This is a genomic window from Bacillus sp. AK128 (genome assembly GCF_053903075.1).
This window is the reverse complement of record NZ_CP096379.1, coordinates 1,133,413-1,159,122: the sequence shown is the minus strand read 5'-3', so window position 1 is coordinate 1,159,122 and position 25,710 is coordinate 1,133,413. Positions and strand designations below refer to the sequence as shown.

Genomic DNA, 25,710 nt, shown 5'->3' with positions numbered 1-25,710 from the left:
CTATATATAAAACATATAAGCATCTTGCTCACCGTCAGTATAGCTTGCTAAATCATCTAATGTCGTACTATCAAGTACTTCCTTCACAGCATCTCGTATGCGAATCCATAGTTCACGCTTTGCAGGTTCCTCATCTTCTAACACTTCTACAGGACTGATCGGTCCTTCTAGAACACGGATAATGTCTCCAGCAGTAATGGATGTAGGAAGATCTGCTAGCATGTACCCTCCGTAGGCCCCTCTAATGCTTTTGACAAGTCCAGCATTTCGTAGTGGAGAAATTAATTGTTCCAAATAATGCTCTGACAAATCATGAGTTTGTGCAATAGATTTTAGCGAAATTGGACCTTCACCATGTTGTTTTGCTAATTCGATCATGATTGTGAGGCCATATCTCCCCTTTGTAGATATTTTCATTTTTCTATACACTCCTTTATTCGCATTAGTACCCAAACCGATTTCTTTTTACTAATTACCTACTCCAACATCATGTGATAAAGTAGGGTCCATGTAGCGTGGTGTCAATAATTTAGAAACAAACTTCTCGCATTGTGGAAGGGTAAAACTTACAACAGGTCCAATCGAGAAACAAAACAAAATGGTCCCTATAAACACTGGCCCATCTAAAAGGAAGCCAAGTGTTAATACGACTATTTCCATTGCTCCACGAATATATTGAACCTTCCATCCTGTTTTTTCTGTTAGAACAAGCATTAAGGAATCACGAGGACCTGCTCCACACTTTGCAGAAATATATAATCCAATTCCATAGCCAATTATAAGGATTCCGATTAATAACATGAAGACTTTCCCTATTAAGCTATCAGGTGTTTGGAGAAAGGGAAGCAACATAAATAAATCAATAAAAACACCGAGTAATAACATATTAAGAAACGCACCGAGCTGCGGCCAAGCTTTTGACAATAGACTGGAAATAAAGAGAATAAAAAAGCCTGCAATAATTGACCATGTCCCAATCGTCAACCCAAATTGTTTGTAAAGTCCAATATGAAAGACATCCCAAGGAGCACTACCGATATCCGCTCTAATCATTAACACAATTCCAAAAGCCATCACTAACAATCCCACTAAAAATACCGACCACTTAGCGGATAATTGTGCAATGCGGTTCCTCTTTGTTTGCTTCATGTTTGTACCTTCTCTCACTTACATAGTTGTCTTTTTATCATACTTAACCTACTTAACTATTCAAATATAAAGCATTATAGCATACTTCTAGAGTGAATACATTTTTACAGATTAAAATAACTTGACGATTTATTATATATAGCTGGGATCGAACACTTCTAATCATTTTGGCATAGTAAATTTCTGTTTGGAGTTATTAAAAAGTTAAGCTGGAAAAACAAGGTTGTTCCATTTCGCTAGTGTTTAAAAATAGTACGAAAAATTAACCAATCCATTGAAAGTAACAAATTAAAAACCCGAACTAGTAGGTGAATAATACATCAAAATATCACCTACTAGTTCGGGTGTATCACTGACTGAAATTCTTGTGTCCCAGCCTCGTTCCCTCTATATTTTATGTGGTACAATTTGCCTACTTCTCTTTAAATTCCTTTAACTTCTTATGAATGCCAGCTAATCGTTTTTCTTCTCCAGCTTCTTTCGGTACATAATATTGAGTTCCTAGTAATTCCTTAGGAAGGTAATCTTGTTTTACCCAACCACCAAATGTACCAACTGGATAGTCATGAGGATATTTATATCCAACATGACCTAAAGCCTTCGCACCGGCATAATGGGCATCACGAAGATGTTTAGGAATATCTCCCACCCTACCGCTTCTAATATCTGAAATAGCTTGATCTAGTGCTGTATAAGCAGAGTTTGACTTTGAAGATAAACACATTTCAACTACCGAAACGGATAAAGGGATCCGCGCTTCGGGAAGTCCCAAGCGTTCACTCGCTGTTACTGCTGCTAACACATTGGTACCAACTGCTGTATTAGCAAGCCCAATATCTTCATACGCAATGACTAGTAATCTACGATTTAAAGCGATTAAGTCTCCCGTTTCAAGGAGGTGACCCAAATAATAAAGAGCAGCGTCTACATCACTTCCTCTAATGCTTTTCTGAAGGCTTGAGAGTAGGTTATAAAAATGAGAACCTTTCTTATCACCATACACTCCTACATTCTCAATTGATTCTTCTATTAGTGCATCCTCAATCACATAAAGATTATTTTCCCTTCTTGAAGCCTTAATGATAGATTCCAGAAGAGTTAGTGATTTTCTAGCATCACCATTCGAACCAGAGGCAATTAACTGTAGTTGTTGATCGGTAATTTCAATGTGGAGCTTGCCCAATCCCTTTTTTTCATCTTTTAGTGCCCGTTGTAAAAGCTCTAAAATATCCTCATCTGTTAAACGCTGTAATTGTTTAATTTGTCCACAACGACTACGGATTGCGGGATTAACATCATGAAAAGGATTTTCTGTTGTAGCTCCAATTAAAATAATATCGCCTCGTTCTACATGAGGTAAAAGATAATCCTGCTGAGCTTTATTAAAACGATGAATTTCATCCAGAAATAACAATACCTGACCTGTTAAACGAGTTTCATCTACAACTGCCTCAATATCTTTCTTTCCAGCAGTAGTCGCATTTAACGCAATATAAGGCAATTTTGTCGTGCCAGCAATCGCATTGGCAATTGAAGTTTTCCCAATGCCTGGCTCACCATATAAAAGCATGGAAGGAACATGCCCATTTTTGATCATTTTATATAGACTAGTATGTTTACCAATAATATTTTTCTGTCCTACTATTTCATCAATCGTAGTAGGTCTCATTCGATAAGCTAGTGGCTCAAAACTCATTTGTTACTGCCTCCAATCTTAACTCTATTATATATTGAAAGACACTAGATGCAAAAAAATTCATACTATGTGACAGGCTATGACTTTCATATCTTTATTAATGAGTAATAAGCTTTAATCTATGAATATAAAGCGATGATCGCTCAACCATATCAGATTTTAACATGCTGAAAACTATTAAAACGTATAAAATCCTATCTTTCGGTAAATGATAGTAAAAATAGTAAGCTACGAAATGATAGGAGTTGATACTATGAAAGTACGATCAGATGCATGGACACATGAGGATGATTTATTATTAGCAGAGACAGTGCTTCGTTATATTCGAGAGGGAGGTACACAGTTACAGGCCTTCGAAGAGGTTGGAGATCAATTGAATCGGACGTCTGCAGCGTGTGGCTTTAGATGGAATGCAGAGGTTAGGAGACAATATGACCAAGCCATTTCAATTGCAAAAAAGCAACGAAAAGAGAGAAAGCGTGCATTAGCTAATTCAACACCTGCTTCTGCTTCCATGACGACTAACACAGAAGTGATTACTAGAACACCAGCATTCCAAGTTAAAGAGACTAAGGAGATTGAGAACTATCAGGAGGAAACAGCAGCTGAACTATTACCAACACCAGCAATGGCCTCTCCTAAACAGGTACCGTCCAACCCTGGCTCTACGAATCTGAATCTATCAATTGATGATGTCATTCAATTTTTAACTACCGTTAAAAAAGAAGGAACACAAGGAAGCCAAGCTAAGCTTGAAAATGAGAGACTTAAAGCCGAGAATAATGACTTGAGAAGAAAAAATGAAGAGCTCGAACGTAAGGTTCAAAAGCTAACTGAGCAGCATACTACCATTCAAGAGGACTATCAAGCACTTGTTCAAATCATGGACCGTGCACGTAGAATGGTCATGTTCGAGGACACAGAGGACCGTAGTTCTCCTGTTTTTAGAATGGATAAAAACGGAAACTTAGAACAAGTTGCAAAATAAATCTTTATAGTAGACTGAGCGAGGAATCTTGCTCAGTTTTTTATTTATGGGCTTAATGTAGTTTGTTATAATCTGATTTGGCCATTTACGCAATTCGAGTGGACTCTTATGCAGTTAACTCCATTTATCACATAATACTCCCTTGTTCTTATCTTCGGATATTAAAAATAACACATGGACTTTAACCTCCATGTGTTATTGCTATTATTATTTGACTCAAAACCAAAGCAAATTGTCTTCTTCCGTTAGTCGTTCACGCGCTCAACCTTAATTTCCTTTGTAATCTCCGTTATGACATGGCCTGCCATAATAAGCCCCGCAACAGATGGTACAAATGCGTTAGAAGAAGGAGGCATTTTTGCTTTACGAATCTTTGCTCCCTCAGGGGCAATCTCCTGGCGAATATCTTCGCGAATCACAATAGGGCTTTCATCTGAGAATACAACCTTAATGCCCTTTTGGATACGCTCTTTTCTAAGCCTAGTTCTAATTACTTTAGCCATTGGATCTGTATGAGTTTTTGAAATATCTGCTACCTGAAAGCGAGTTGGATCGGTTTTATTAGCTGCTCCCATACTAGAGATAATTTGAATATTTCGTTTTAGGCATTCCTTCATAAGGTGAATCTTATAGGAAATAGTGTCAGACGCGTCAATGACCCAATCCAGCCCATAACTGAAAAATTCCTCATACGTTTCTTCTGTATAAAACATCTTCAACGCGATGACTTCACACTCTGGATTTATATCAGCAATTCTTGCCTTCATTAGATCTGCTTTTGGCTTTCCAACTGTTGATAAAAGAGCATGAATTTGACGATTTACGTTCGTAATATCCACATCATCTTTATCTACTAATAAAATTCTACCTACACCTGACCTTGCTAGAGCTTCAGCAGCAAAGCTTCCTACTCCGCCCACTCCTAAAACAGCAACTGTACTGTCCTTTAGAAGCTTCATTCCATCTTTACCTAAAGCTAATTCATTTCTGGAAAACTGATGTAACATATTTGCACCACTTTCTATGTATTATTCCAAACTGCTAATTTCCAATCGTTCGAAAGAATTTTTTGGGTCCCTCTTCCGTTTGATCAAATCATACTCGACTTCTATAAACTGTCCTAAACTAGTGTCAAATCTTCGAACCGAGACCTCGTCCAATTTTGAACAAACATTGATATGCTTGTTTTTCCCGTTTTTAACGATATCATACTACACTTTAATGTCGAGTATTTCAATAGGTTTTATTTCAATGTTTGAAATAAAAACCCTATGCCATCAGCATAGGGTAGTATGATATTTAAATTTGGAAAGTCCCAATTGTACCGTCTATTCCTTCGTTTTGAACCCGCTCTCGGCAGGTGGGTGCCCTGTTTCAAACGTTTGTAAGTCCTCAGAAAGAGGCAGGTACGCAGTCTGAAAACCCGGGCTCCCGGTTTACTTATTGTTCGGTCAAAACAATAGGTAAGGCAACGAGCACATCAGGACTTTATGTGTCATTATCATACCATGTTTAGAAAGCGTTATCAAGGAAGACCAAGTTAATAACTTTCAGATGAATATAAGAATAATGGAACCTAACCTACCTAAAGGATGGTTCCATATATTTGTATTTTCAATTAATAAGAGCCTATTCCTTTACATCTAGTTTAAGATGTAAGTCACCTAGTTGTGCACCTGATACAGTACTTGGAGCTTCCATAAGTAGATCGCTTGCACTAGCTGTTTTAGGGAAGGCAATCGTGTCACGTAGGTTAGTTCGACCAGCTAAAAGCATTACTAAACGGTCAAGCCCAAGTGCAATTCCTCCATGTGGTGGTGTTCCGTATTCAAACGCTTCTAATAGGAAACCAAATTGCTCGTTAGCTTCTTCCTTCGTAAACCCTAAAGTATCAAACATTTTTTCTTGTATTTCACGCTCATATATTCTTAGAGAGCCTCCACCAAGTTCATATCCATTTAACACAAGGTCATAGGCCTGGGCACGAACAGCTGCTGGATCGGAATCTAACTTTTCAAGATCCTTACGAACCGGCATAGTGAATGGATGGTGAGCAGCAAAATATCGGTTTGCTTCTTCATCGAATTCAAGTAGTGGCCAATCTGTTACCCATAAGAAGTTAAACTGGTTTTCGTTAATAAGCTTACGTTCTTTTCCTAGCTTTAAACGAAGTGCACCGAGACTGTCAGCAACTACTGACTTTTTATCAGCGACAAATAACAGTAAATCGCCTTCTTCTACGGAAAGAACCTGTGATAACGTTTTTTGTTCTTCCTCACTAAAGAACTTGGAAATAGGACCCTTTAATCCTTCTGTTTCAGCTTTTAACCATGCAAGCCCTTTAGCACCATATCTACTTACAAACTCTGTTAAGGCATCAATGTCTTTTCTTGAATAATCAGCTGCTCCAGCTTTTACATTAATAGCTTTAACCTGGCCACCATTTTGCACAGCACCACTAAACACTTTAAAGCCAGATTCTTTAACTAACTCTGAAACATCTGTTAATTCCATCGCAAATCGGGTATCTGGTTTATCTGAACCGAATCTATCCATTGCATCCTGATAAGACATTCTTGGGAAAGGAGTTGATACATCCATTCCTCTAGCATCCTTCAATACTTGTTGCATCATGTTTTCAGTTAATGCAATGATCTCCTCCTGGCTCATAAAAGAGGTCTCAATATCAAGCTGAGTAAATTCAGGCTGACGGTCAGCACGTAAATCTTCATCGCGGAAGCATCGTGCTACTTGATAATAACGCTCAAATCCACCTACCATTAGTAACTGCTTAAAGATTTGCGGTGATTGTGGTAGAGCATAAAATTCTCCCGGGTGCACTCTACTTGGTACTAAATAATCCCTCGCTCCTTCTGGCGTACTCTTCGTAAGGATAGGTGTCTCTACTTCAATAAAGCCTTCTGTATCTAAATGGTCACGCATTGCTTTTGTTACACGGTGTCTCATCTTAAAAGTTTCTAGCATAGCAGGTCTTCTTAAGTCTAAATAACGGTATCGTAAACGTACATCTTCCGCTACATCCGTTTGATCAGAGATTGTAAAAGGAGGAGTTTTTGCTGTATTTAGAACTTGAATAGATTCCGCACTAACTTCTACCTTACCTGTTTTAAGGTTTGTGTTAATCGTTTGCTCTGATCTCTCGACAACCTCACCCTTGATGGCAATTACATACTCATTTCGTACATCCTCTGCCAGCTTTAGCGCTTCCTGCGATACTTCTGGATTAAAAACGATTTGAACAATCCCAGAGCGGTCTCTTAAATCAATAAAGATAAGCCCACCTAGGTCACGTCGTTTTTGGATCCATCCTTTTAACTGCACTGTTTGCCCGACAAATTTCTCTGTTACTTCACCACAATAATGAGATCTTTCTATCATTGTCTCTCCTCCTCTTACTTCTCTTGGTTTTCTAACAAGTAGGTCGCAATTTCATCTAAAGGTACCTCTAGCTGATTACCTGTTTTTAAATTTTTAATCGAAGCTGCCTTTCTTGCTAGTTCGTCATCTCCAAGGACCACGACGAATTGGGCCTCAACACGGTCTGCTGCTTTAAACTGTGCTTTTACCTTTTTATCTAGATAGTCTTTTTCCACTGTTAAATTAGATTTTCTCAATTCATTTACTAATGCAACAGAAGCATCCTTTGCATCCTCACCAAGTGCCACAACATAGCAATCAATTCCTTTTGAAATTGGAAGTTCAATTCCTTCAGCATTTAGCGCTAATAATAGACGTTCAATACTTAGCGCAAAGCCAATACCTGGAGTTTCGGGTCCGCCAATTTCCTGTGCTAAACCATTATAACGGCCGCCACCCATTAACGTAGTGATTGCTCCAAACCCTTCCGCATCACTCATAATTTCAAAGGCAGTATGATTATAGTAGTCTAGTCCACGAACTAATCGTGGGTCTACTTCAAATTCAATTCCCATACTACGTAAATAGCTTTGAACCTTTTTAAAGTAGGTGGAAGAATCATCATTTAAGTAGTCTAAAATAGAAGGTGCCGTTTCCATTAATGGATGCTCCCGATCTTTCTTACAGTCTAAAATTCTTAAAGGATTTGTCTCTAGGCGCTTTTGGCAGTCCGAACAAAACTCTGTAATATGTGGCGTGAAGTGTTCAGTCAAAGCTGTTCGATGGGCAATTCTGCTCTCCTGATCACCCAAACTATTAATAATGAGCTTTAGCTTCTTAAGACCTAATCCTTTATACATTTCCATCGCAAGTGAAATCACTTCAGCGTCTATAGCTGGATCTGCACTTCCTAATGCCTCAATCCCAAATTGAACAAATTGACGATAACGCCCTGACTGAGGTCGCTCATAACGAAACATTGGACCAATATAGTAGAGCTTCGTAGGTTGATCTGGTAGGCCGTACATTTTATTTTCAACATACGCTCGAACCGTTGAAGCTGTTCCCTCAGGACGAAGGGTAAGGCTGCGGTCTCCACGGTCAGTGAACGTGTACATCTCTTTTTGAACAATATCCGTTGTATCTCCAACACTTCTTAAGAACAATTCAGTATGCTCGAATATCGGAGTTCGAATTTCCTTATAATTAAACCTTTTACATAAATCACGCGCTTTTTCTTCAACATATTGCCAACGCTCAACATCACCAGGTAATATATCCTGTGTCCCTCTTGGTATTTGAATAGACATGTTTATTCCTCCTTAAAAAACCATATAAAAAAGCTCTCGTCTCTACTTCCTAAGAAGTAGGGACGAGAGCTATAATTCCCGTGGTACCACCCTAATTGAAGTTGTGACTCGGTATTCCTGTAAAAAGAGTCACTATGTACTTCCACTTTTGACAGTTAACGCCTGCCACGTCCAGCCTCTACTGAATTTCTTTTTCGAGGTGGAACCTTTCGAGTGTCTTTCATTAAGGCATCTTGTAGAAATGTTCGCAGCCAAGACATTTCTTCTCTGGACAAATGTTACTTAATTACTTTTCTCGGTCATTGGTTCATTTTATTATAATGATTGATAATATCATACGAATGTTTAATTTGAAAGTCAAGAGGATTTACGAACGTCCAAGCTGTTTTTTTAATTGTTTCACTTCTCTTAACGATAAACCAAACTCAGAAGCCAGTTCCATACTTGCTGAATTGTTTTGCTTTTCTATAAAATCATGAAAATTAACTCCGAATAGATGTTGGGAACCATTAGCAACATGTTCACCCTTTTCACTAAATCTCATATACTTCTTCCTTTCTCATTAAAATCTAATTCTATATTTCCCAAATACAACAATTTTTTTCACAAAATGACAAGGAATTTATTTATTTTCCTAGAAATATAACTAGTGGATTTATATTTGATGTACTATTGAAACTATCAGTGCAAATAGATGGTTACATAAAAATTAATTTCGGAGACTTTGTTGTTCTTTAAACAAAGGCTGTTTTAAAACATGGTGTTGATTTTCGTTACAGGACACTCGCTTTCCGCGGGGCGTGCGGTGAGCCTCCTCGGCTTTGCCTGCGGGGTCTCTCCTGTCACGCTGCTCCCGCAGGAGTCTCGCATCCTTCCACTACAATCAACTCTGCTTGAAAATCAACATTGTACTTTAACAGAGCCTAAACAAAAACAACATTCTTTTCGGAAAGAGCCATTACAAGAACAACGATATGTTAGAAAACAGCCTTATTAGAAACAACCCAGTTTACCTAAAACCTTTTACAAAAGGAGGATTTTTTTCATCATGAAAAAGGGATTTATTTTAATGTTAGTGTTAGCTCTATTAAGTGTATCTATACCTCAAACTCCAATACTTGCTGAAAATAGCAAAGTCGTTATTAATGTTAATTCACTCAATGTTCGTTCTGGTCCAGGTTTATCCTATAAGGCTGTTGCTAGTGTTAATCAAAATGAGCAGTACGAGGTATTAGCAAAAGAGGGAGACTGGTTCCAAATCAAAATTTCGAACCAGTTAAATGGCTGGGTTGCTGGCTGGTTAGTAACTGAGCAGAAGCCTGGTAGTGGAAATGCAAATGAATCTACAACCGAAAAGATTGAAAAGCTAGAGTCTACTGCTGATGGACTAAGAATTAGAAAAGGACCTGGTACAAGCTTTCAAGTAGTAGGTTCTGTTGATAAAGGGGACGTGCTTGAGTTTCAAGAACGAAGTGAAAACTGGGTAAAGATTTCTTTTAAGAATTATGTAGGTTGGGTACATAGTGATTATGTAAAGGGATTACCATCCGAGTCGGCACCTCCAACGAAGGAAGAAAAAACTGTTATTAAAACGGGTAATGTCAAGGCAACTACATTAAATGTTCGCTTGTCTCCTTCCTTAAATGCAGCTGTTATCGGAAAGGTGAAACAAAAAGACCAGGTTGACGTTTATTCAGAAAAATATGATTGGTACGAGATTAACCTAAACAATAAAACCGGTTGGGTTCATAAGGATTATATAGACATCCAAACAGAGACCAATCCTAAACCTGAAGAAAAGGAAGAGGAGCAAAAGCCAGAAGCAAGTCAACTAGCTGTGGTTACAGCCACTCTCCTAAATGTCCGTGATGACTTTACTTTAAATGGAAAAGTAATTTCTCAGGTTAAAAAAGGCGATCAGCTAGAGTTAATAAGTGAGCAAAATAATTGGTGTCAGGTAAAGCTATCTGATGGCAAAATTGGTTGGGTTGCTGGCTGGTACATCGAAAAAGTGACACAAACACCACCTCCAGTTGAGGGTACACCAGATTCAACCTCTTCTGTTACGATTTTGTATAACACAACAAATATTCGAAGTGGTCCATCTACGAATGATTCAATTGTTACTAGAGCCATGCAAGGAGATATTTTCACGATTATTGAAAAGGTAGACGATTGGTATAAAATCTCGCTTTCAAATGGGGAGATCGGATATGTAGCAGGGTGGATTGTTTCAACAACTGGTAGCATACCTAAAGTTGAACGCCCTGGAATGAACCAATATTTTGCTGGCAAAACCATTGTGATTGATCCTGGTCATGGAGGAAGAGATAGTGGTGCCAAAGGTGTAAGAGGTACACTTGAGAAGACTATCACGCTACGAGCAGCTAAACTATTAGATGAAAAGCTCAGAGCAGCAGGTGCAACATCCGTCCTTACTCGTAATCAAGATGTGTATGTTAGCTTAAATAATCGTGTAAGTCTTTCACACTACTATCAAGCAGATGCCTTTATAAGTTTACATTTTGATAGCTCTGTATATCCATCGGCTAATGGAATCACTACTTATTACTATAATAAGTCTAAAGATTACTCACTAGGTGAATCTCTGCAAACTGAGCTGATCAAACAAACTTCATTAAAGGACCGGGGTGTAAAGTATGGGAACTATCATATTTTACGTCATAATAACCGACCATCTGTTTTGTTGGAGCTAGGCTTTTTAAGTAGTATTACAGAAGAGTCGCTTGTTACTACAGCTTCTTATCAGGACAAAATCTCAACAGCCATCTTTAATGGGCTGGCTTATGAGTTTAAAAAATAGTTTTTGCTAAAAGATTGTTTTCGCATAATTTATTGCACTGTAACGTAAAACCAAGTGAAAATTAAGTCCGTTGATTTCCGCTACAGGTGCTTGCTTTCCGTGGGGAGGGATGTGAGCCTCCTCGGCTTCGCCTGTGGGGTCTCACACTTCCCTCATCTCCCACAGGAGTCAAGCACCTTCCGCTCCAACCAACTCCAGGTTTTAACAAAACTATTATTAAAAAATTATTAAAAACATAGCCTTCAAATAAAATAATAAAGAAGAAGCCCAACCATAGGCTTCTTCTTTATTTGCTTTCAACTATTAAAGTGACCGGACCCACATTTGTTAATTGAACGTCCATCATTGCTCCGAATGTTCCGGTTTCTACGTGGATTCCTTTGTTTCTAAGTTCATCATTAAACGCTTCATATATGATACTAGCATGGTCAGGTTTAGCCGCTTCCATGAAATTGGGGCGCCTTCCCTTGCGACAGTCTCCATATAACGTGAACTGTGAAACAGAAAGAACCGCACCTTCTATATCTAGTAGAGAATGATTCATTTTCCCTTGATCGTCCTCAAACACACGTAGATTTGCAATTTTATCTGCAACATATACTGCGTCCTCTGACGTGTCTGAGTGAGTAACGCCAACTAATAGCATAAATCCATTGCTAATCTTACCAACTGTTTCATGGTTAACCGTTACACTTGCATTTTTTGCTCTTTGTACAATTACTCTCATTTCATCACCTTAATGCATCATTCTTCTAACTGCGTATATATCAGGGATTTGTTTGATTCGGTCCACAACCTTTTGTAAATGGGACACATTATGGATCGAAATAGCCATAGAAATAGTCGCCATTTTGTTTCGATCCGAACGTCCTGACACGGCAGTTATATTTGTCTTTGTTTCATTAACCGCCTGCAATACTTCATTCAATAATCCACGACGATCATAGCCAGAAATTTCGATTTCAACGTTATACTCTTTACCCTCTCTAGCATTTCCTTCCCACTCAACAATCAGTAGGCGATCCTTTGCTTCATCCGTATGAACGTTCGGACAGTCATCACGGTGAATAGAGACTCCTCTTCCCTTTGTGATAAAACCAACTATGTCATCACCAGGAACCGGATTACAGCATTTTGATAGTCTTACTAACAAATTATCAATGCCTTGAACTCGAACTCCACTTTCTTTCTTCTTCGTGACCGTAAACTTCTTCAAGTCCTGAACAGCATCTGCAATCGTTGATTCCTGCTCAAGATCTCGTTTCTTTCTCCACTTCTCTGTTAATCTTGTTGCAATTTGTGCTGCTGTAATTCCGTTATATCCTACAGCCGCATACATATCCTCTTCATTTGAAAAATTAAACTTATCTGCTACACGTTTTAGATTATCATTAACGAGGATCTCTTTTGGATCTAAATCAAAAGCTTTTATCTCTTTTTCAACTAGCTCTTTTCCCTTACTTACATTTTCATCACGACGCTGCTTCTTGAAAAATTGGCGAATTTTATTCTTTGCTTGTGACGTTTGGGCTAGCTTTAACCAGTCTTGACTAGGACCATACGAATGCTTTGAGGTGAGAATTTCAACTATATCACCTGTCTTCAGCTTATAGTCAAGAGTCACCATCTTCCCGTTTACCTTAGCACCAATCGTCTTATTTCCAATTTCTGAATGGATCCTGTAAGAGAAGTCAATCGGAACTGAACCAGACGGAAGCTCAAATACATCTCCCTTTGGGGTAAAGACGAATACCATATCTGAAAATAGATCAATTTTTAGAGATTCCATAAACTCTTCTGCGTTACTAGCATCATTTTGCCAGTCTAAAATCTCTCTAAACCATGTAATCTTCTTTTCAAAAGATTCCTCTTCATTGACCTGTTTATCTTCCTTATAAGCCCAGTGAGCTGCGATCCCATATTCTGCGATGTGGTGCATTTCTCGAGTACGAATTTGAACCTCAAGTGGATCACCTTGTGGACCAATTACAGTCGTATGAAGGGATTGATACATATTTGTCTTAGGCATTGCTATATAATCTTTAAACCTACCGGGCATTGGCTTCCAAGCCGTATGGATAATCCCCAAAATCGCATAGCAATCCTTAATACTATTCACAACAATTCGTACTGCTAATAAATCATAGATTTCGTTAAACTGCTTATTTTGAATGGCCATTTTTCGATAAATACTATAAATATGCTTTGGCCTACCATTTATATCTGCACTAATAGAAACTTCGTTTAATCGCTCCCGGACCTCATTCATCACCGTGTGCAGATACTCTTCCCGTTCCGCTCGTTTTTTCTTCATGAGATTGACGATTCGATAATACTGCTGAGGATTCAAATATCGTAATGCCGTATCCTCAAGCTCCCATTTAATCTTTGAAATCCCGAGTCGATGGGCAAGTGGTGCAAAGATTTCTAATGTTTCGTTAGAAATTCTTCTTTGCTTTTCCTGAGGAAGATGCTTAAGAGTTCGCATGTTATGAAGTCGGTCAGCTAGCTTGATTAAAATCACCCGGATATCTTGAGCCATCGCTACAAACATTTTACGGTGATTTTCCGCTTGCTGCTCTTCTTGTGACTTGAATTTAATCTTTCCTAGCTTTGTCACTCCGTCAACAAGCATGGCCACTTCTTTATTAAAAGTATTTTCAAGATCTTCTAGTGTAACCTCTGTATCTTCTACCACATCATGTAAAAAACCAGCAGAAATAGTCACTGGATCCATGTCTAAATCTACTAGAATTCCAGCTACCTGTATGGGATGTATGATATATGGTTCACCAGATTTTCGGTACTGCTCCTGATGGGCTTGTTTGGCAAACTCATATGCTTGCTGAATAAATTGTAGGTCTTTTTCTTGTGTTAAGTATTTAGCAGCCTTTTCAATCACCTGTTCAGCTGTTAGTACCTGTTCATTTGCCATAAGATCACCTGATTTATAAGATAAATAAAGAGAAGCGTGTCTTCTTCTCTTTATTTACTCTATTAGATTAAAATTATTATTGTTACTATTATCTTGAAAATGGACATGGATGTAAAGGATTTCGCAGAAATTTCTACAATGAGGACACAGGAGAATGTACAAAGCCTTGTAAAAAAAGAGTGTCGTATAAACACTCTTTTTCCACGCTTTTAGTATGTCATTAATGTAAGAACGTCGTAGCCACCTAACTTTTTACGACCATCTAAATAACTTAACTCAATTAAGAAAGCAATACCGGCAACGACTCCACCAAGTTGTTCAACAAGATCAATTGTCGCTTCAATCGTTCCACCTGTCGCTAGCAGATCGTCTGTAATTAATACACGTTGACCTGGCTTAATTGCATCCTTATGCATCGTAAGAACGTCAGAGCCGTACTCCAACCCGTACTGTACCTTGATTACTTCTCTAGGTAATTTTCCTTCCTTACGAACTGGTGCAAATCCTACACCAAGAGCATAAGCTACTGGACAACCAATAATAAAGCCTCTAGCTTCTGGTCCAACTACTAGGTCAATTTTTTGTTCCTGCGCAAATTTGACAATCTCGTCTGTCGCACTTTTATATGCTTCACCATTGTCCATTAACGTAGTAATGTCCTTAAATTGTATTCCTTCTTTAGGCCAGTCCGGAACGACTGTAACATATTTTTTATAATCCATTAATGATGTTGCCTCCTATACTGTTACCAACCCTTTATAAACATGATCAAACCAATCCTTTAATTGTGAATACGATGAATAGATCATCATATTTTCGATCTCAATTTGGCTTTGCTTCAACATATATGTTTCTGAGTCTGTTAAATCACGTTTTTTCGGTTGATCAGTTAATGAAATAATGCCATTGTTTATTGTAACAAATTCTAATTCAAAAAACACCTTTAACATAAATTGTATCGATTCTTTGGACCAACCACGGTGTTTAGCTAGTTGGTCACCTTGTGTTTTGATATTAAACTGTTTGTTCTTTCCAAGAAATCCATAAAACCATTTAAAGTGCTCTCTAGTAGGAATCGTATTGAAAAAATGTGACTCTGTTTGATGAAACACTGTGTAAATTCGTGATGGACTTGTTTTCTGAATCATCTTTTCCAACGTAGAAAGTGTCGGAGGAAGATCCGCTAGTATTAGATAATCCTCATAACTATCTAACTCTGTATGGTAATCGTTATTTACAAATAAGATATGCTCCTTAAAACTGTGTAAAGCAAGCTTCTCTATTGTTGACTCATTAAAGACAATAATCTTCCTTTTATGCGAGCCCATTGATTCTATTTGCTTGGTAAGGCTCTTTTGGCCTCTCCAGTCAAACAGCTGCCACTCTTTAATCATAATATCATTAACCATAATTTGCGGCTTCCTAAAGTTATTCCACTCATTTATAGAAAGCTCACCTAAAATTGACAACCTAGCCTGTGCTGAAATTTCGTCATACACATGACCGAATCCAAAGGCAATCGCGTCAAGGCTAGTCCCCGATTGCTCTAGTAATAGCTTAAGATGACTTTGATCCTGACCAATTCTTTTCATCTGAGAAAGAGAAGCAACTGGAATCGTTACTTTTGGCTTTGGATTTCCCACCCCATACGGAGCTAGTTTACCTAATTCTTCAATTGCTTCAATCGTTATATCTTCAAGACTACACTCAATATCAACATACGTGACCGGAGTAAAATCATCCTTGGTCAACTTATCATTTGCTAATGTGATGAGACGCTCTCTTAATTCATCGATTTTACTAATTTCCACCGTCATACCGGCTGCCATTGTATGTCCACCAAAATGAGGAAGAACATCTCGACAAGTTGATAAATTTTCAAATAGGTCAAAGCCTTCAATACTACGAGCAGACCCTTTTGCTACTTTCGCTTCCTCATCTAAGCTTAAAACAATCGTTGGTCGATAAAATTTCTCCACCAATCTTGAAGCAACGATCCCAATTACCCCCGCATTCCACCCCTGTTTACCAATTACTAAAACAGAGTTGTCTTCCAGTGGATAATTTGCTTCAACGAGCTCAACCGCCTCTTCAGTCATCTCATTGACAATTTTCTGTCTTTCTTTATTGATTTGATTAATTTCTGAAGCGATTTGCTCTGCTTCTTCACTGTCGTCTGTAAGAAATAGGTGAACGGCTGGATCCGCATCTCCTAGTCTCCCCGCAGCATTAATCCTTGGTCCAATTGAAAAACCGATTGTTTCTTCAGTTATTTCCTTTTGATTTACATTACAAACAGATAATAAAGCATGAACTCCTGGATTTTTCGTGTTTCTTAATGCTTTTATGCCTTTTACGGCAATAAGCCGGTTTTCATCATGTAGAGGTACTAAATCTGCAATGGTCCCAATTGCCGCAATTCCTACATAATCTGTAGGACATTCGCCTAGAAGTGCATGTGCAACCTTTAGTGCAACCCCAACACCAGCTAGCTCTCCGCATGGATATTCACTTCCCGGTAGCCTTGGATGAATAATGGAAAAAGCAACGGGTAGCTCCGGTCCTGGTTCATGGTGATCTGTGATGATTAAATCAATACCAAGCTCCTTCGCATACCGGGCTTCGTCTAATGCTGAAATCCCGGTATCAACCGTGATAATTAAACGGTAGCCTTCTTGATATGCCCACTGAAAAGCATTTCTATTTGGTCCATAGCCCTCTCGAAATCGATTAGGTATGTAAAACTCAACATCCGCACCCTTGGCTCTTAGTGCGCGAAGCATAACCGTTGTACTACTTACCCCGTCTGCATCATAATCACCAAATACCAAAATCTTTTCAGCTTTTTCTATGGCAGTTTGTATTCTCTCAATCGTTTGGTCCATTCCTTTAAGTAGAAACGGATCGTGAAAAGTAGATTGTTCTATATTTAGAAACTGCTCAGCTTCTGAAGCAGTCGTTATACCTCTACTAACTAATAGATTGGCAACTATATAGGAAATCGAAAGCTCATCTGAAAGCTGCTTAGCTAACTGTTCGTTCGTTTCCTTATGAATCCATCTTGTTTTAGACGAAAGCATGAAATCACCCCTTGACCCACTCATTATACAGGAGAGGAAAAGGGGTGACAATGGTAACAATTATTCTGAAGGATGCTCAACCTTTTCTACTTCTTCCTCTTGGGTATCTTCCTTCTTATTTTCATTTCCCTTCAAATAGTTCTGTTTTCTCAGATCTTCATTCTGAAGGTGCTCATTAACCTTTTTCTTTAGCTGTTCATTTTCTTTTTGAAGCTGTCTAACTCGTTTTTGTAAAAGCAAGACTCTGAACAATCCCGCTGCTCCAACTGCAAAGGCTCCCATTGCAGCAGAGCCTAAGATTACTAAAATGAGTGGCCATGATGCCGTTCCAAATAAATAATCAACGCTAACTGGGTTGACATTGATCACAGCAAAGATCGCAACAATTAATGCAAAAACTAATGCAATTATTAAGGTCCATTGTCCCTTCATTTTGATTCCCCCTCTTAATCATCCTCATTATATGGATTGACGTGAACTAATACATCTTGTACATGTGAATGCTCCATTAATCGTTCCTTAACATGTTTACCTATTTTATGTCCCTCTTCTACCGTGATATACGGATCGACGGATATTTTCAAGTCGACAATTACGTAATGACCGTGCTCACGAGCAAAAAGTCCATCAATTTTCTTAACTCCGTCTACGTTTAGGATAATTTCTCTCATTTCCTGGGTATCTTCGTCATGTAAAACATGATCTAATGTATTATGTATAGATTCTGCACCAAGCTTCCATGAGATTCTTAGAATCATGATCGCAACTATTAATCCTGCAACAGGGTCAGCATAGACGAGCCAATCAAGCCCCAGTTTACCACCAACAATTGCTCCACTAATACCAATTAAAGCAGCAATGGATGAAAACACATCTGATCTGTGTTCATAGGCGTTTACGATAATGGCATCACTATTAATACGTTTACCCAATTTGTATTTATAACGAAACATCCATTCCTTTACAAGGATAGAAAATACAACTGCATAGATTGCAGCCATTTTGGGTGCTTCTATTTCAAGAAAAAACGATTCAATAGAGGATTTCCCTATTTCTATCCCGACTAAGAATAATAGCACTGCCACTATAATGGCGGCTATAGATTCTGCCTTTCCATGACCATATGGATGATCATCATCAGGTGGCCGCTTTGCCGCTCTTAACCCTATATAAACTGCTAACGAACCGACAACGTCTGAAGCTGAATGCACAGCATCCGCTACTAATGCTCTACTATTACTTGTAACCCCTACGATCCCTTTTAATAAGGCCAATAATACATTCCCAACGACACCCACCATCGCGGCAAACTCAGCCTCTTTAAAGCGATCCTTTTCATTCCCCATTCCTACACACCCTATTCCTTAAAATGACCCTTATTGCAATTATGTTTACATTTGGTTCTAAGTCCTTAGAAGCCAAGTTAAAATACTCCAATCCGTTATAACAGTAGTAATAATTATTAAAAGGCATTTACCAATCATACCCTTATTGTAACCTACTTTGTTAAAAAATTTGAGGGAATTGGCTATTTCTAACAAGAACAATTCATTAGAAAAGGATAATTAAATTTAAAACTAGTCATAATACATCTATAAGGAAATGACTAGGTAAATGATAGGAGGGGTACGGATTGGAGGTAAATGATAACCTCAAAATGGGGGAAAAGGGTGCTTGGTTAAGCATTTGTACATATATCATTTTATCCATTTCAAAACTGGTAATTGGGTATTGGGGAAATTCAGGTGCCTTGCTAGCTGATGGGTTAAATAATTCAACGGATGTAATTGCCTCTGTTGCGGTACTCATTGGTTTAAAAATAGCAAGAAAGCCTCCTGATAAAAATCATCAATACGGACATTATCGTGCTGAAACGATTGCATCGCTGATTGCTGCTTTTATCATGGTTTCGGTCGGTATACAGGTTACTATTGAGGGAATTAAGAACCTAACAGAAGCTGGCAATACAGTACCAGACATGATTACGGGTTGGGTAGCACTAGCTAGTTCTATTATTATGTTTTCTGTCTATTTGTATAATAAGAATTTAGCCGAAAAAATTAAAAGCCAATCCATTAAAGCTGCCTCAAAGGATAATCTTTCAGATTCACTTGTCAGTATTGGTGCGTTTATAGGAATTACCGCCTCACAGTTCGGCCTTTACTGGTTCGATACTGTTATTGCGATCTTAGTAGGACTAATTATTATCCGAACAGGGATTTCAGTCTTTCGAGATGCAACAATGGAGCTTACTGATGGTTTTGAGATAGAGGAATTGAAAGAAATTGAAAATACCGTGAAGAATCACTCAAATATTGAGAGTGTAAAAAGTGTGAAAGCACGAATGCATGGTAACCAAATTTTCGCAGACATCACGATTATCACAGACCATAATTTAAATGTAGGTGAAAGTCATAGGATTACTGAAGAAATTGAGAGAAATCTATTCACAAAGCACAACATCCGAAATGCTCATATTCATATTGAACCAAATAAACCATAGAAAAGAGCTTGGACAAGGTCCAAGCTCTTTTCTCATGTATTCTTTAAGGCTCAAGATCTTCCTCAACTGGACGGGCCTTCTTTTTACCTAATGTTTTACTCTTCCAAATTAGCCATAGCTGTGCTGCAATGAATAAGGAAGAATACGTACCCGCAACTAACCCTACTAATAGAGCCAATGAGAAATTAGTAATCGCGCTACTACCTAGTAGTAATAAGGCAACCGTTACAATGACGACGGTGAATATCGTGCTCACTGAACGTCCAAGTGTTTGACGTAAGCTATCATTTACAACTGATGCTATGTCATCAAAGGTTTTAACCTTTTTGCCACGAATCTTCATAATTTCCCTGATCCGGTCAAAGGTTACAATCGTATCATTTATGGAATATCCGACAATTGTTAAGACAGCCGCGATAAAGGTTAAATCAACCTCTAATCGTAATAGGCTGAAGAATGCGATAATAAAGAATGCATCATGTAACAACGCAATAATCGCTGCGATTGCCATATATATTTCAAAGCGAATCGTCACATAGATGATGATTCCGATTGATGCAATTAACACCGAGTAAAAGGCATTCTTAGCAAGCTCTTTCCCAACAGTCGGAGAGACCGTACTAACATTTGGTTCAGCACCATATTTCTCGATAAAATGACTCTTTAATGTTGCAATTTCATCTTCTGTTAATGTGTCAATAAAACGAGCGACCGCTATCTCATTTTGATCGCCAGATAGAGTAATATCTCTAGGCTCTATATCAAAATTAAGTGTGGCAATCTCCGTTTCAACTTCTTCAACTGTTAATGTATCCGTAGACATCACTTCTACACGAGTTCCACTCGCAAAATCAATTCCAAGGTTTAACTTTAATGTTAAGAGTAGGATTGCTCCCACCACCACCATCGCTCCTGAGAACATAAAGTACTTTTTCCGATGTTTTACAAAGTCAAATTTATCAAACTTAGTAGGAATATAATAATCTGTTTCCCCTGTTTCGATGTTTTGAATATCTGACTCTTTTACACCAAAATAAGATACTTTCTTATTTAAGAAACGACTGTTCACCCAAAGGCCTAAAAATAGTCGAGTCCCATAGATAGCGGTAAGAAAGCTTAATAAAATACTCACTATTAACATCGTTGCAAACCCTTTTACAGAGCTTGTCCCGTAAGCAAATAATACACCTGCGGCCAGTAGTGTTGTAATGTTCGCATCTAATATAGTGGATAAGGAACGACGATTACCTGACTTATAAGCCGACATAACCGTTTTACCAGTTTTTAATTCCTCTTTTATACGCTCATAGGTTATGATATTTGCGTCAACGGCCATCCCTACCCCTAATATAAGTGCTGCAATACCAGGTAGAGTAAGAACACCATTCATCCAGTCAAATACTAATAACACAAGATAAATGTAGACACTTAGCGTAATAACCGCAATAACCCCAGGGAAGCGGTAGAAAATTAACATATATAAGAAAACAAGTAGAATTCCTATAATTCCTGCAAATACGGTCTTTTGTAATGCCTGTTCACCAAACTGAGCTCCTACAGAAGTAGAATACATTTCCTCAAGCTCTACTGGCAGTGAACCTGCGTTTAATAGGTCTGCTAGTTCCTTTGCTTCCTCAATCGTAAACGTACCAGTAATCGTTACAGTGGTTGTATTAAAGACTTCACTAACCTGTGGTGCCGATAAATACTTTGGATCTGGCTTTACAGACTCTTCTGTAAAGGAATCCCCTTCCTCATAGTCTAGCCAAATAGGCATTAAGTTCTGAGGATATAAGTCAAGAACATGCTGAGTAGCCTTTGCAAAATCCTCTGCATTCTTCAAGGTTAAGGCAACAATTGGTTGATTATTCGAATCAAAGGTTTGTGATGCTCCACCTTCTACTAAATCAGCCCCATCCAATAACTCCACATCATTTACATCTCTGAATGTCAGCTTAGCTTCCGTGGATAGAATTTCCCTTGCCTTATTTTGATCTTGAACTCCAGCTAATTGAACACGAATTCGATCTTCACCTTCGATATCAATTCTTGGTTCACTAACACCTAAAACATTTACACGTTTTTCTAATGCTTTAACGGTGCTGACCAAAACATCCTGTGTAATTACATCGCCTTCTTCTGCTGGCAGAACCTCATAGAGTATCTCAAAGCCACCTTGGAGATCTAATCCTAGCTTGATATTATTCGTAACTCCGTTTGTCGTTGCTCCAATTAGTCCACCTAATAGTAGAACTAATAGAAAAAATATGATAATGCGACCCTTTTTAACCATTCTTAAAAAAATCCTCCTTCGTTAAATGCGAGCACTCAGGTTTTGATGATTAGTATAATTGCTATTGTATATATGTACCGTTTAATTATGAAAGAATCCATATGCTCTGTCAATTTTTCCAAGCAATATTATGGAGTGGAAGGAAAAACAAATGGTTGTTTATAGGCCTCAACTGTAATAAAACTCATATAGACAGTGGTTGATAAAGATAAAATATCATTGACCGTATCGCGAAGGGGTTTAGGCTCCTCCAGCCGCTTCCACTTTTTCTTTATTAAACAATCCCAAACCTCCGCTTCATTTGCACGGTTTAATCCATAGATATGAAATTCCTCTACCTTACTTTGAATAGCAGGTTGGACATATTCACGCATTTCTTCCCAGTTCATATTCTTTCCTCCTTGTCCAACTTTTTTACGTAAATGATTGTTCTCTTGTTTCTATAAGGATTTAACATTTAAAAAATAGAAATTGATAATAGGCCCAGGCTCACAAGGATTCCTGCTATCACTACACCTAGACTGATGGAAATAAGAGCATAATGAAACCTAATCGAAAATAACAAGGCTGCAATACACGCACTATAAGCACCAGTGGTTGGGAATGGAACCGCTGTAAACAGCATCAATCCTATTGCTCCATATCTTTCAACATCTTTACTTTTTTTCATAGTTCGATGATATAACCAATTATAAAGTTTATTATACCACTTGAACTGTAGTAGCCACTTACTAACTGGCTGAAATAATAAGAGAATCGGAATAACAGGTAGAATGTTGCCAATCACACTTAGAAAAAATGATTTTACGAGTGAAAAATCGTAGTGTAGATAGGCAAGAGGTAAACCACCCCTTAGCTCGAGAATAGGCATTGCTGATACAATCATGACAAGTAGCTCTGGAGGTAAAAACGTTAGGTTCTGTACAAGAAAATCACTAATCTTCTCTTTCATTTGTTTATAATCCCCTTTTTTATGTAATCGATCTATAAGAAATAGATATGGGAATTATATTCAAATAAATTAAAACATATGTTGTCCTCTTTCTGTCATGCTTGGCCCACCTTACCGCATATAGATATTGTATATGATTAGACTTCGTTTGAGAAGGTAGGGTAGCTCATGTCCAAACAAACCTTTTTACAAGGGACATTAATATTAATTTTAGCTGGATTAATCACAAGAGTACTAGGATTCGTTAATCGAATTGTTGTGGCAAGGATTATGGGGGAGGAAGGCGTAGGGCTATACATGATGGCAGTGCCTACTTTACTTTTAACCATCACCCTTACTCAAATGGGATTACCAGTTGCGATTTCAAAGCTTGTAGCAGAAGCCGAAGCACATGGAGACAGGAAACGTATTAAGAGGATTTTAGTCGTTTCCCTAACGGTTACAGGAATCCTAAGTATTATTTTTACGACCGGAATGATTTTGTTAGCACCTGTTTTATCACAGACTCTCCTAACAGATCATAGAACGTATTATCCTTTAATTGCGATTTCACCAATTGTTCCAATCGTCGCTATCTCCGCCGTATTAAGGGGTTACTTCCAAGGCCGCCAAAACATGAGACCAGCAGCATACTCACAGGTTATTGAACAGATTGTGAGAATAACATTAGTAGCTGTATTCACAAAAGCCTTCTTACCATACGGTGTCGAATACGCTGCAGCTGGTGCAATGATTTCGGTTGTGATCGGTGAACTCGCGTCCCTGTTGTATATGATCATGATGTTTAAAATGAAAAAAAGGGTCCGAGTTCGTAAAAACTTCTTTAAGTCTGTTAAATCAGGAAAAGAGACTTTTCAAAGTCTCATGGCAATTGCTCTACCAACGACAGGAAGTCGTTTAATCGGCTCTGTTGCATACTTTTTTGAACCGATTGTCGTCACCCAAAGCTTATTACTCGCAGGTGTAACGACATCACTTGCAACCAAACAATATGGTGAGTTAACAGGCTATGCCTTACCACTATTATTTTTACCATCTTTCATCACTTATTCATTATCTGTGTCTCTTGTCCCAGCTATCAGTGAGGCTGCAGCCAAAAACAAGACATTATTGATTGAGCATCGCCTTCAGCAGGCTCTTCGATTATCGTTTGTGTCTGGAGGACTTGCAGTTGTCATCCTTTATGTATTTGCAGAGCCGGTCATGCAACTCATGTATGGATCCTCTAATGCAGCCATTTATGTAAAGGTTATGGCACCATTCTTTATTTTTTACTATTTCCAAGGTCCACTACAGGCTGTATTACAAGCACTTGATTTAGCAAAGGCAGCCATGATTAATAGTATTATCGGGGCAGTAGTTAAGATTGCCGTCATTTTTGCCTTGGCAACAAGACCAGAACTTGGAATTATGGGAGCAGCACTTGCGATTGTCATTAGTACAGTGCTTGTAACGTTATTACATTTCTCTACCGTTATTAAGGTCATTTCGTATACCATATATGCTAGAGAGTATATAAAAAGCTTTTTTACCATGATTGCAGCAGGACTTGCTGGTCATTACTTCTTTATCTACGCCATAGACTCTGCATCTCTAATCTTGCGAACATTACTTGCAGTGGGCGTAACTACAATTGTCTACTTGATTCTTTTACTCGTATTAAAGCTTGTTCATAAAGAAGAACTAAGAAAAATCCCTTATATCGGAAAATACTTTGGGGTATAGAAAACTCGAAGCTTAAAAAAAGTGAGCGTTGTGCTCACTTTTTTCTTTTGGTATTTCTTTAAACTTGGTTGCTTTTATATTGGAAATCAACGTACCAAATTCATACTTTAGTATAAAGTCCAAAGTATTGCAAAAGAGACCAAACAAAAAAGGTAGCTCCCAATTGTTACTTCAAAATTGGTCTACCTTTTTTTATCAATTAAATCAATATAAAACACACCATTATCATAGCTACAAAAGGAAATTTCCTTCACATTACGATAGCCTAGCTTACGAAGCTGTTGACGTAACCAAAGGTTGGTCTGATCTAGTATCTTCAAATGTTGTTCCTGAACCTCACCATCGACGATTAAAGGTAAATGCAGGGTGCTTCTCTTCTTATTGTCCTTTTCGAATACAGACAGCTTTCCTGTTGGTTCTAGAATGGCAAACTCCACATCAGCTAAGTTATTGATATTCTTATCTCTAAGTTGAGTAAGCAAATCATCAAAGTTATAGCGCTGTTTTCTCATTTCCTTTTCTTTAATTTCCCCATTTTCAATGAGCATCGTTGGTTTACCATCAAGTAATTCTCTAATTTTTTTACTTTTCAATGAAATGGTGGCCAATGAAATTTGGATAATCATGAGCAATAACATAGGAAAAATAGTCTCAAAGATCGGCTTCTCTGTATTCTCAATCCCCACTACTGCACTTTCGGCAATCATAATGAAAATAACTAAATCTAAAATACTCAGTTCTCCGATTTCCCTCTTACCCATCATCCGGAAAATAAATACGATTAATGCATATAAAAACAGAGTACGAGCAACGATTGAAACATACTCCATTTAAAAGTATCCCCCTTCTAAACATACGCTCATGAATTCTCATTTAG

General features: G+C 38.1%; 21 protein-coding genes, 1 other RNA gene and 1 other annotated feature. Of the genes, 4 read left to right on the top strand and 18 right to left on the bottom strand.

Annotated features, from left to right (window positions below; translation table 11 throughout):
* From cymR to M1D60_RS05450, 3 genes are all read right to left on the bottom strand, one after another.
* A complete protein-coding gene (gene cymR, locus M1D60_RS05460) occupies window positions 1-417 on the bottom strand; it encodes a cysteine metabolism transcriptional regulator CymR (protein WP_456278169.1) in 417 nt (138 codons plus the stop codon).
* Between the two features lie 51 nt (window positions 418-468).
* The gene (locus M1D60_RS05455) at window positions 469-1,149 is read right to left on the bottom strand and encodes a YczE/YyaS/YitT family protein (protein ID WP_456278168.1); all 681 of its coding nucleotides are present in this window, start codon (window positions 1,147-1,149) and stop codon (window positions 469-471) included.
* A gap of 412 nt (window positions 1,150-1,561) precedes the next feature.
* Complete coding sequence (locus tag M1D60_RS05450) at window positions 1,562-2,845, bottom strand: replication-associated recombination protein A (RefSeq protein ID WP_456278167.1); 1,284 nt, start codon at window positions 2,843-2,845, stop codon at window positions 1,562-1,564.
* Window positions 2,846-3,098: 253 nt separating this feature from the next.
* On the opposite strand from M1D60_RS05450, the gene M1D60_RS05445 reads away from it, so the two are divergent.
* Window positions 3,099-3,833 (top strand): RsfA family transcriptional regulator, encoded by a 735-nt coding sequence (locus tag M1D60_RS05445; RefSeq protein ID WP_456278166.1) that lies wholly within the window; start codon window positions 3,099-3,101, stop codon window positions 3,831-3,833.
* A 245-nt stretch (window positions 3,834-4,078) separates the two neighbouring features.
* On the opposite strand, the gene M1D60_RS05440 is transcribed toward M1D60_RS05445, so the two are convergent.
* From M1D60_RS05440 to M1D60_RS05420, 5 genes are all read right to left on the bottom strand, one after another.
* A complete protein-coding gene (locus M1D60_RS05440; RefSeq protein ID WP_456278165.1) occupies window positions 4,079-4,840 on the bottom strand; it encodes a tRNA threonylcarbamoyladenosine dehydratase in 762 nt (253 codons plus the stop codon).
* A 301-nt stretch (window positions 4,841-5,141) separates the two neighbouring features.
* Window positions 5,142-5,323, bottom strand: a non-coding RNA gene (gene ssrS, locus M1D60_RS05435) — 6S RNA.
* A 139-nt stretch (window positions 5,324-5,462) separates the two neighbouring features.
* Window positions 5,463-7,232: an aspartate--tRNA ligase gene (gene aspS, locus M1D60_RS05430; RefSeq protein ID WP_456278164.1), complete on the bottom strand. Its 1,770-nt coding sequence runs from the start codon at window positions 7,230-7,232 to the stop codon at window positions 5,463-5,465.
* A 14-nt stretch (window positions 7,233-7,246) separates the two neighbouring features.
* Window positions 7,247-8,521, bottom strand: a complete 1,275-nt coding sequence (gene hisS, locus M1D60_RS05425; RefSeq protein WP_456278163.1) for a histidine--tRNA ligase — start codon at window positions 8,519-8,521, stop codon at window positions 7,247-7,249.
* 55 nt (window positions 8,522-8,576) lie between these two features.
* Window positions 8,577-8,833, bottom strand: a binding site (T-box leader).
* A gap of 55 nt (window positions 8,834-8,888) precedes the next feature.
* Entirely contained in the window at window positions 8,889-9,065 is a 177-nt protein-coding gene (locus M1D60_RS05420) for a hypothetical protein (protein WP_456278162.1), read from the bottom strand.
* A gap of 504 nt (window positions 9,066-9,569) precedes the next feature.
* On the opposite strand from M1D60_RS05420, the gene M1D60_RS05415 reads away from it, so the two are divergent.
* The gene (locus M1D60_RS05415; RefSeq protein ID WP_456278161.1) at window positions 9,570-11,345 is read left to right on the top strand and encodes an SH3 domain-containing protein; all 1,776 of its coding nucleotides are present in this window, start codon (window positions 9,570-9,572) and stop codon (window positions 11,343-11,345) included.
* A 286-nt stretch (window positions 11,346-11,631) separates the two neighbouring features.
* Here the strand turns inward: M1D60_RS05415 and dtd are convergent, their stop codons facing one another.
* From dtd to M1D60_RS05385, 6 genes are all read right to left on the bottom strand, one after another.
* Window positions 11,632-12,072 carry a D-aminoacyl-tRNA deacylase gene (gene dtd, locus M1D60_RS05410; protein WP_456278160.1) on the bottom strand — a complete coding sequence of 147 codons (441 nt, stop codon included), beginning with the start codon at window positions 12,070-12,072 and terminating at the stop codon, window positions 11,632-11,634.
* Between the two features lie 9 nt (window positions 12,073-12,081).
* A complete protein-coding gene (locus tag M1D60_RS05405) occupies window positions 12,082-14,280 on the bottom strand; it encodes a RelA/SpoT family protein (RefSeq protein WP_456278159.1) in 2,199 nt (732 codons plus the stop codon).
* Between the two features lie 209 nt (window positions 14,281-14,489).
* Window positions 14,490-15,002, bottom strand: a complete 513-nt coding sequence (locus M1D60_RS05400; protein WP_456278158.1) for an adenine phosphoribosyltransferase — start codon at window positions 15,000-15,002, stop codon at window positions 14,490-14,492.
* Window positions 15,003-15,017: 15 nt separating this feature from the next.
* Window positions 15,018-17,360, bottom strand: coding sequence for a single-stranded-DNA-specific exonuclease RecJ (gene recJ / locus M1D60_RS05395; protein ID WP_456278157.1), 2,343 nt, complete (start codon window positions 17,358-17,360; stop codon window positions 15,018-15,020).
* A gap of 60 nt (window positions 17,361-17,420) precedes the next feature.
* Window positions 17,421-17,792, bottom strand: a complete 372-nt coding sequence (locus M1D60_RS05390; RefSeq protein ID WP_456278156.1) for a LapA family protein — start codon at window positions 17,790-17,792, stop codon at window positions 17,421-17,423.
* Window positions 17,793-17,806: 14 nt separating this feature from the next.
* On the bottom strand, window positions 17,807-18,706 hold the full coding sequence (locus M1D60_RS05385) for a cation diffusion facilitator family transporter (RefSeq protein ID WP_456278155.1): 900 nt from the start codon (window positions 18,704-18,706) through the stop codon (window positions 17,807-17,809).
* A 287-nt stretch (window positions 18,707-18,993) separates the two neighbouring features.
* On the opposite strand from M1D60_RS05385, the gene M1D60_RS05380 reads away from it, so the two are divergent.
* Window positions 18,994-19,863, top strand: coding sequence for a cation diffusion facilitator family transporter (locus M1D60_RS05380; RefSeq protein ID WP_456278154.1), 870 nt, complete (start codon window positions 18,994-18,996; stop codon window positions 19,861-19,863).
* Window positions 19,864-19,906: 43 nt separating this feature from the next.
* Here M1D60_RS05380 and secDF read toward each other — a convergent pair whose 3' ends face one another.
* The 3 genes from secDF to M1D60_RS05365 form a co-directional block, all read right to left on the bottom strand.
* Entirely contained in the window at window positions 19,907-22,156 is a 2,250-nt protein-coding gene (gene secDF, locus M1D60_RS05375; RefSeq protein ID WP_456278153.1) for a protein translocase subunit SecDF, read from the bottom strand.
* Window positions 22,157-22,284: 128 nt separating this feature from the next.
* The gene (locus M1D60_RS05370; RefSeq protein WP_456278152.1) at window positions 22,285-22,545 is read right to left on the bottom strand and encodes a post-transcriptional regulator; all 261 of its coding nucleotides are present in this window, start codon (window positions 22,543-22,545) and stop codon (window positions 22,285-22,287) included.
* A gap of 68 nt (window positions 22,546-22,613) precedes the next feature.
* Window positions 22,614-23,108, bottom strand: a complete 495-nt coding sequence (locus tag M1D60_RS05365; protein ID WP_456278151.1) for a COG2426 family protein — start codon at window positions 23,106-23,108, stop codon at window positions 22,614-22,616.
* Window positions 23,109-23,276: 168 nt separating this feature from the next.
* Here M1D60_RS05365 and spoVB point away from each other — a divergent pair, with 168 nt between their 5' ends.
* Window positions 23,277-24,833, top strand: coding sequence for a stage V sporulation protein B (gene spoVB, locus M1D60_RS05360; protein WP_456278150.1), 1,557 nt, complete (start codon window positions 23,277-23,279; stop codon window positions 24,831-24,833).
* 182 nt (window positions 24,834-25,015) lie between these two features.
* Here the strand turns inward: spoVB and M1D60_RS05355 are convergent, their stop codons facing one another.
* The gene (locus M1D60_RS05355; protein WP_456278149.1) at window positions 25,016-25,663 is read right to left on the bottom strand and encodes a DUF421 domain-containing protein; all 648 of its coding nucleotides are present in this window, start codon (window positions 25,661-25,663) and stop codon (window positions 25,016-25,018) included.
* Window positions 25,664-25,710 lie beyond the last annotated feature (47 nt).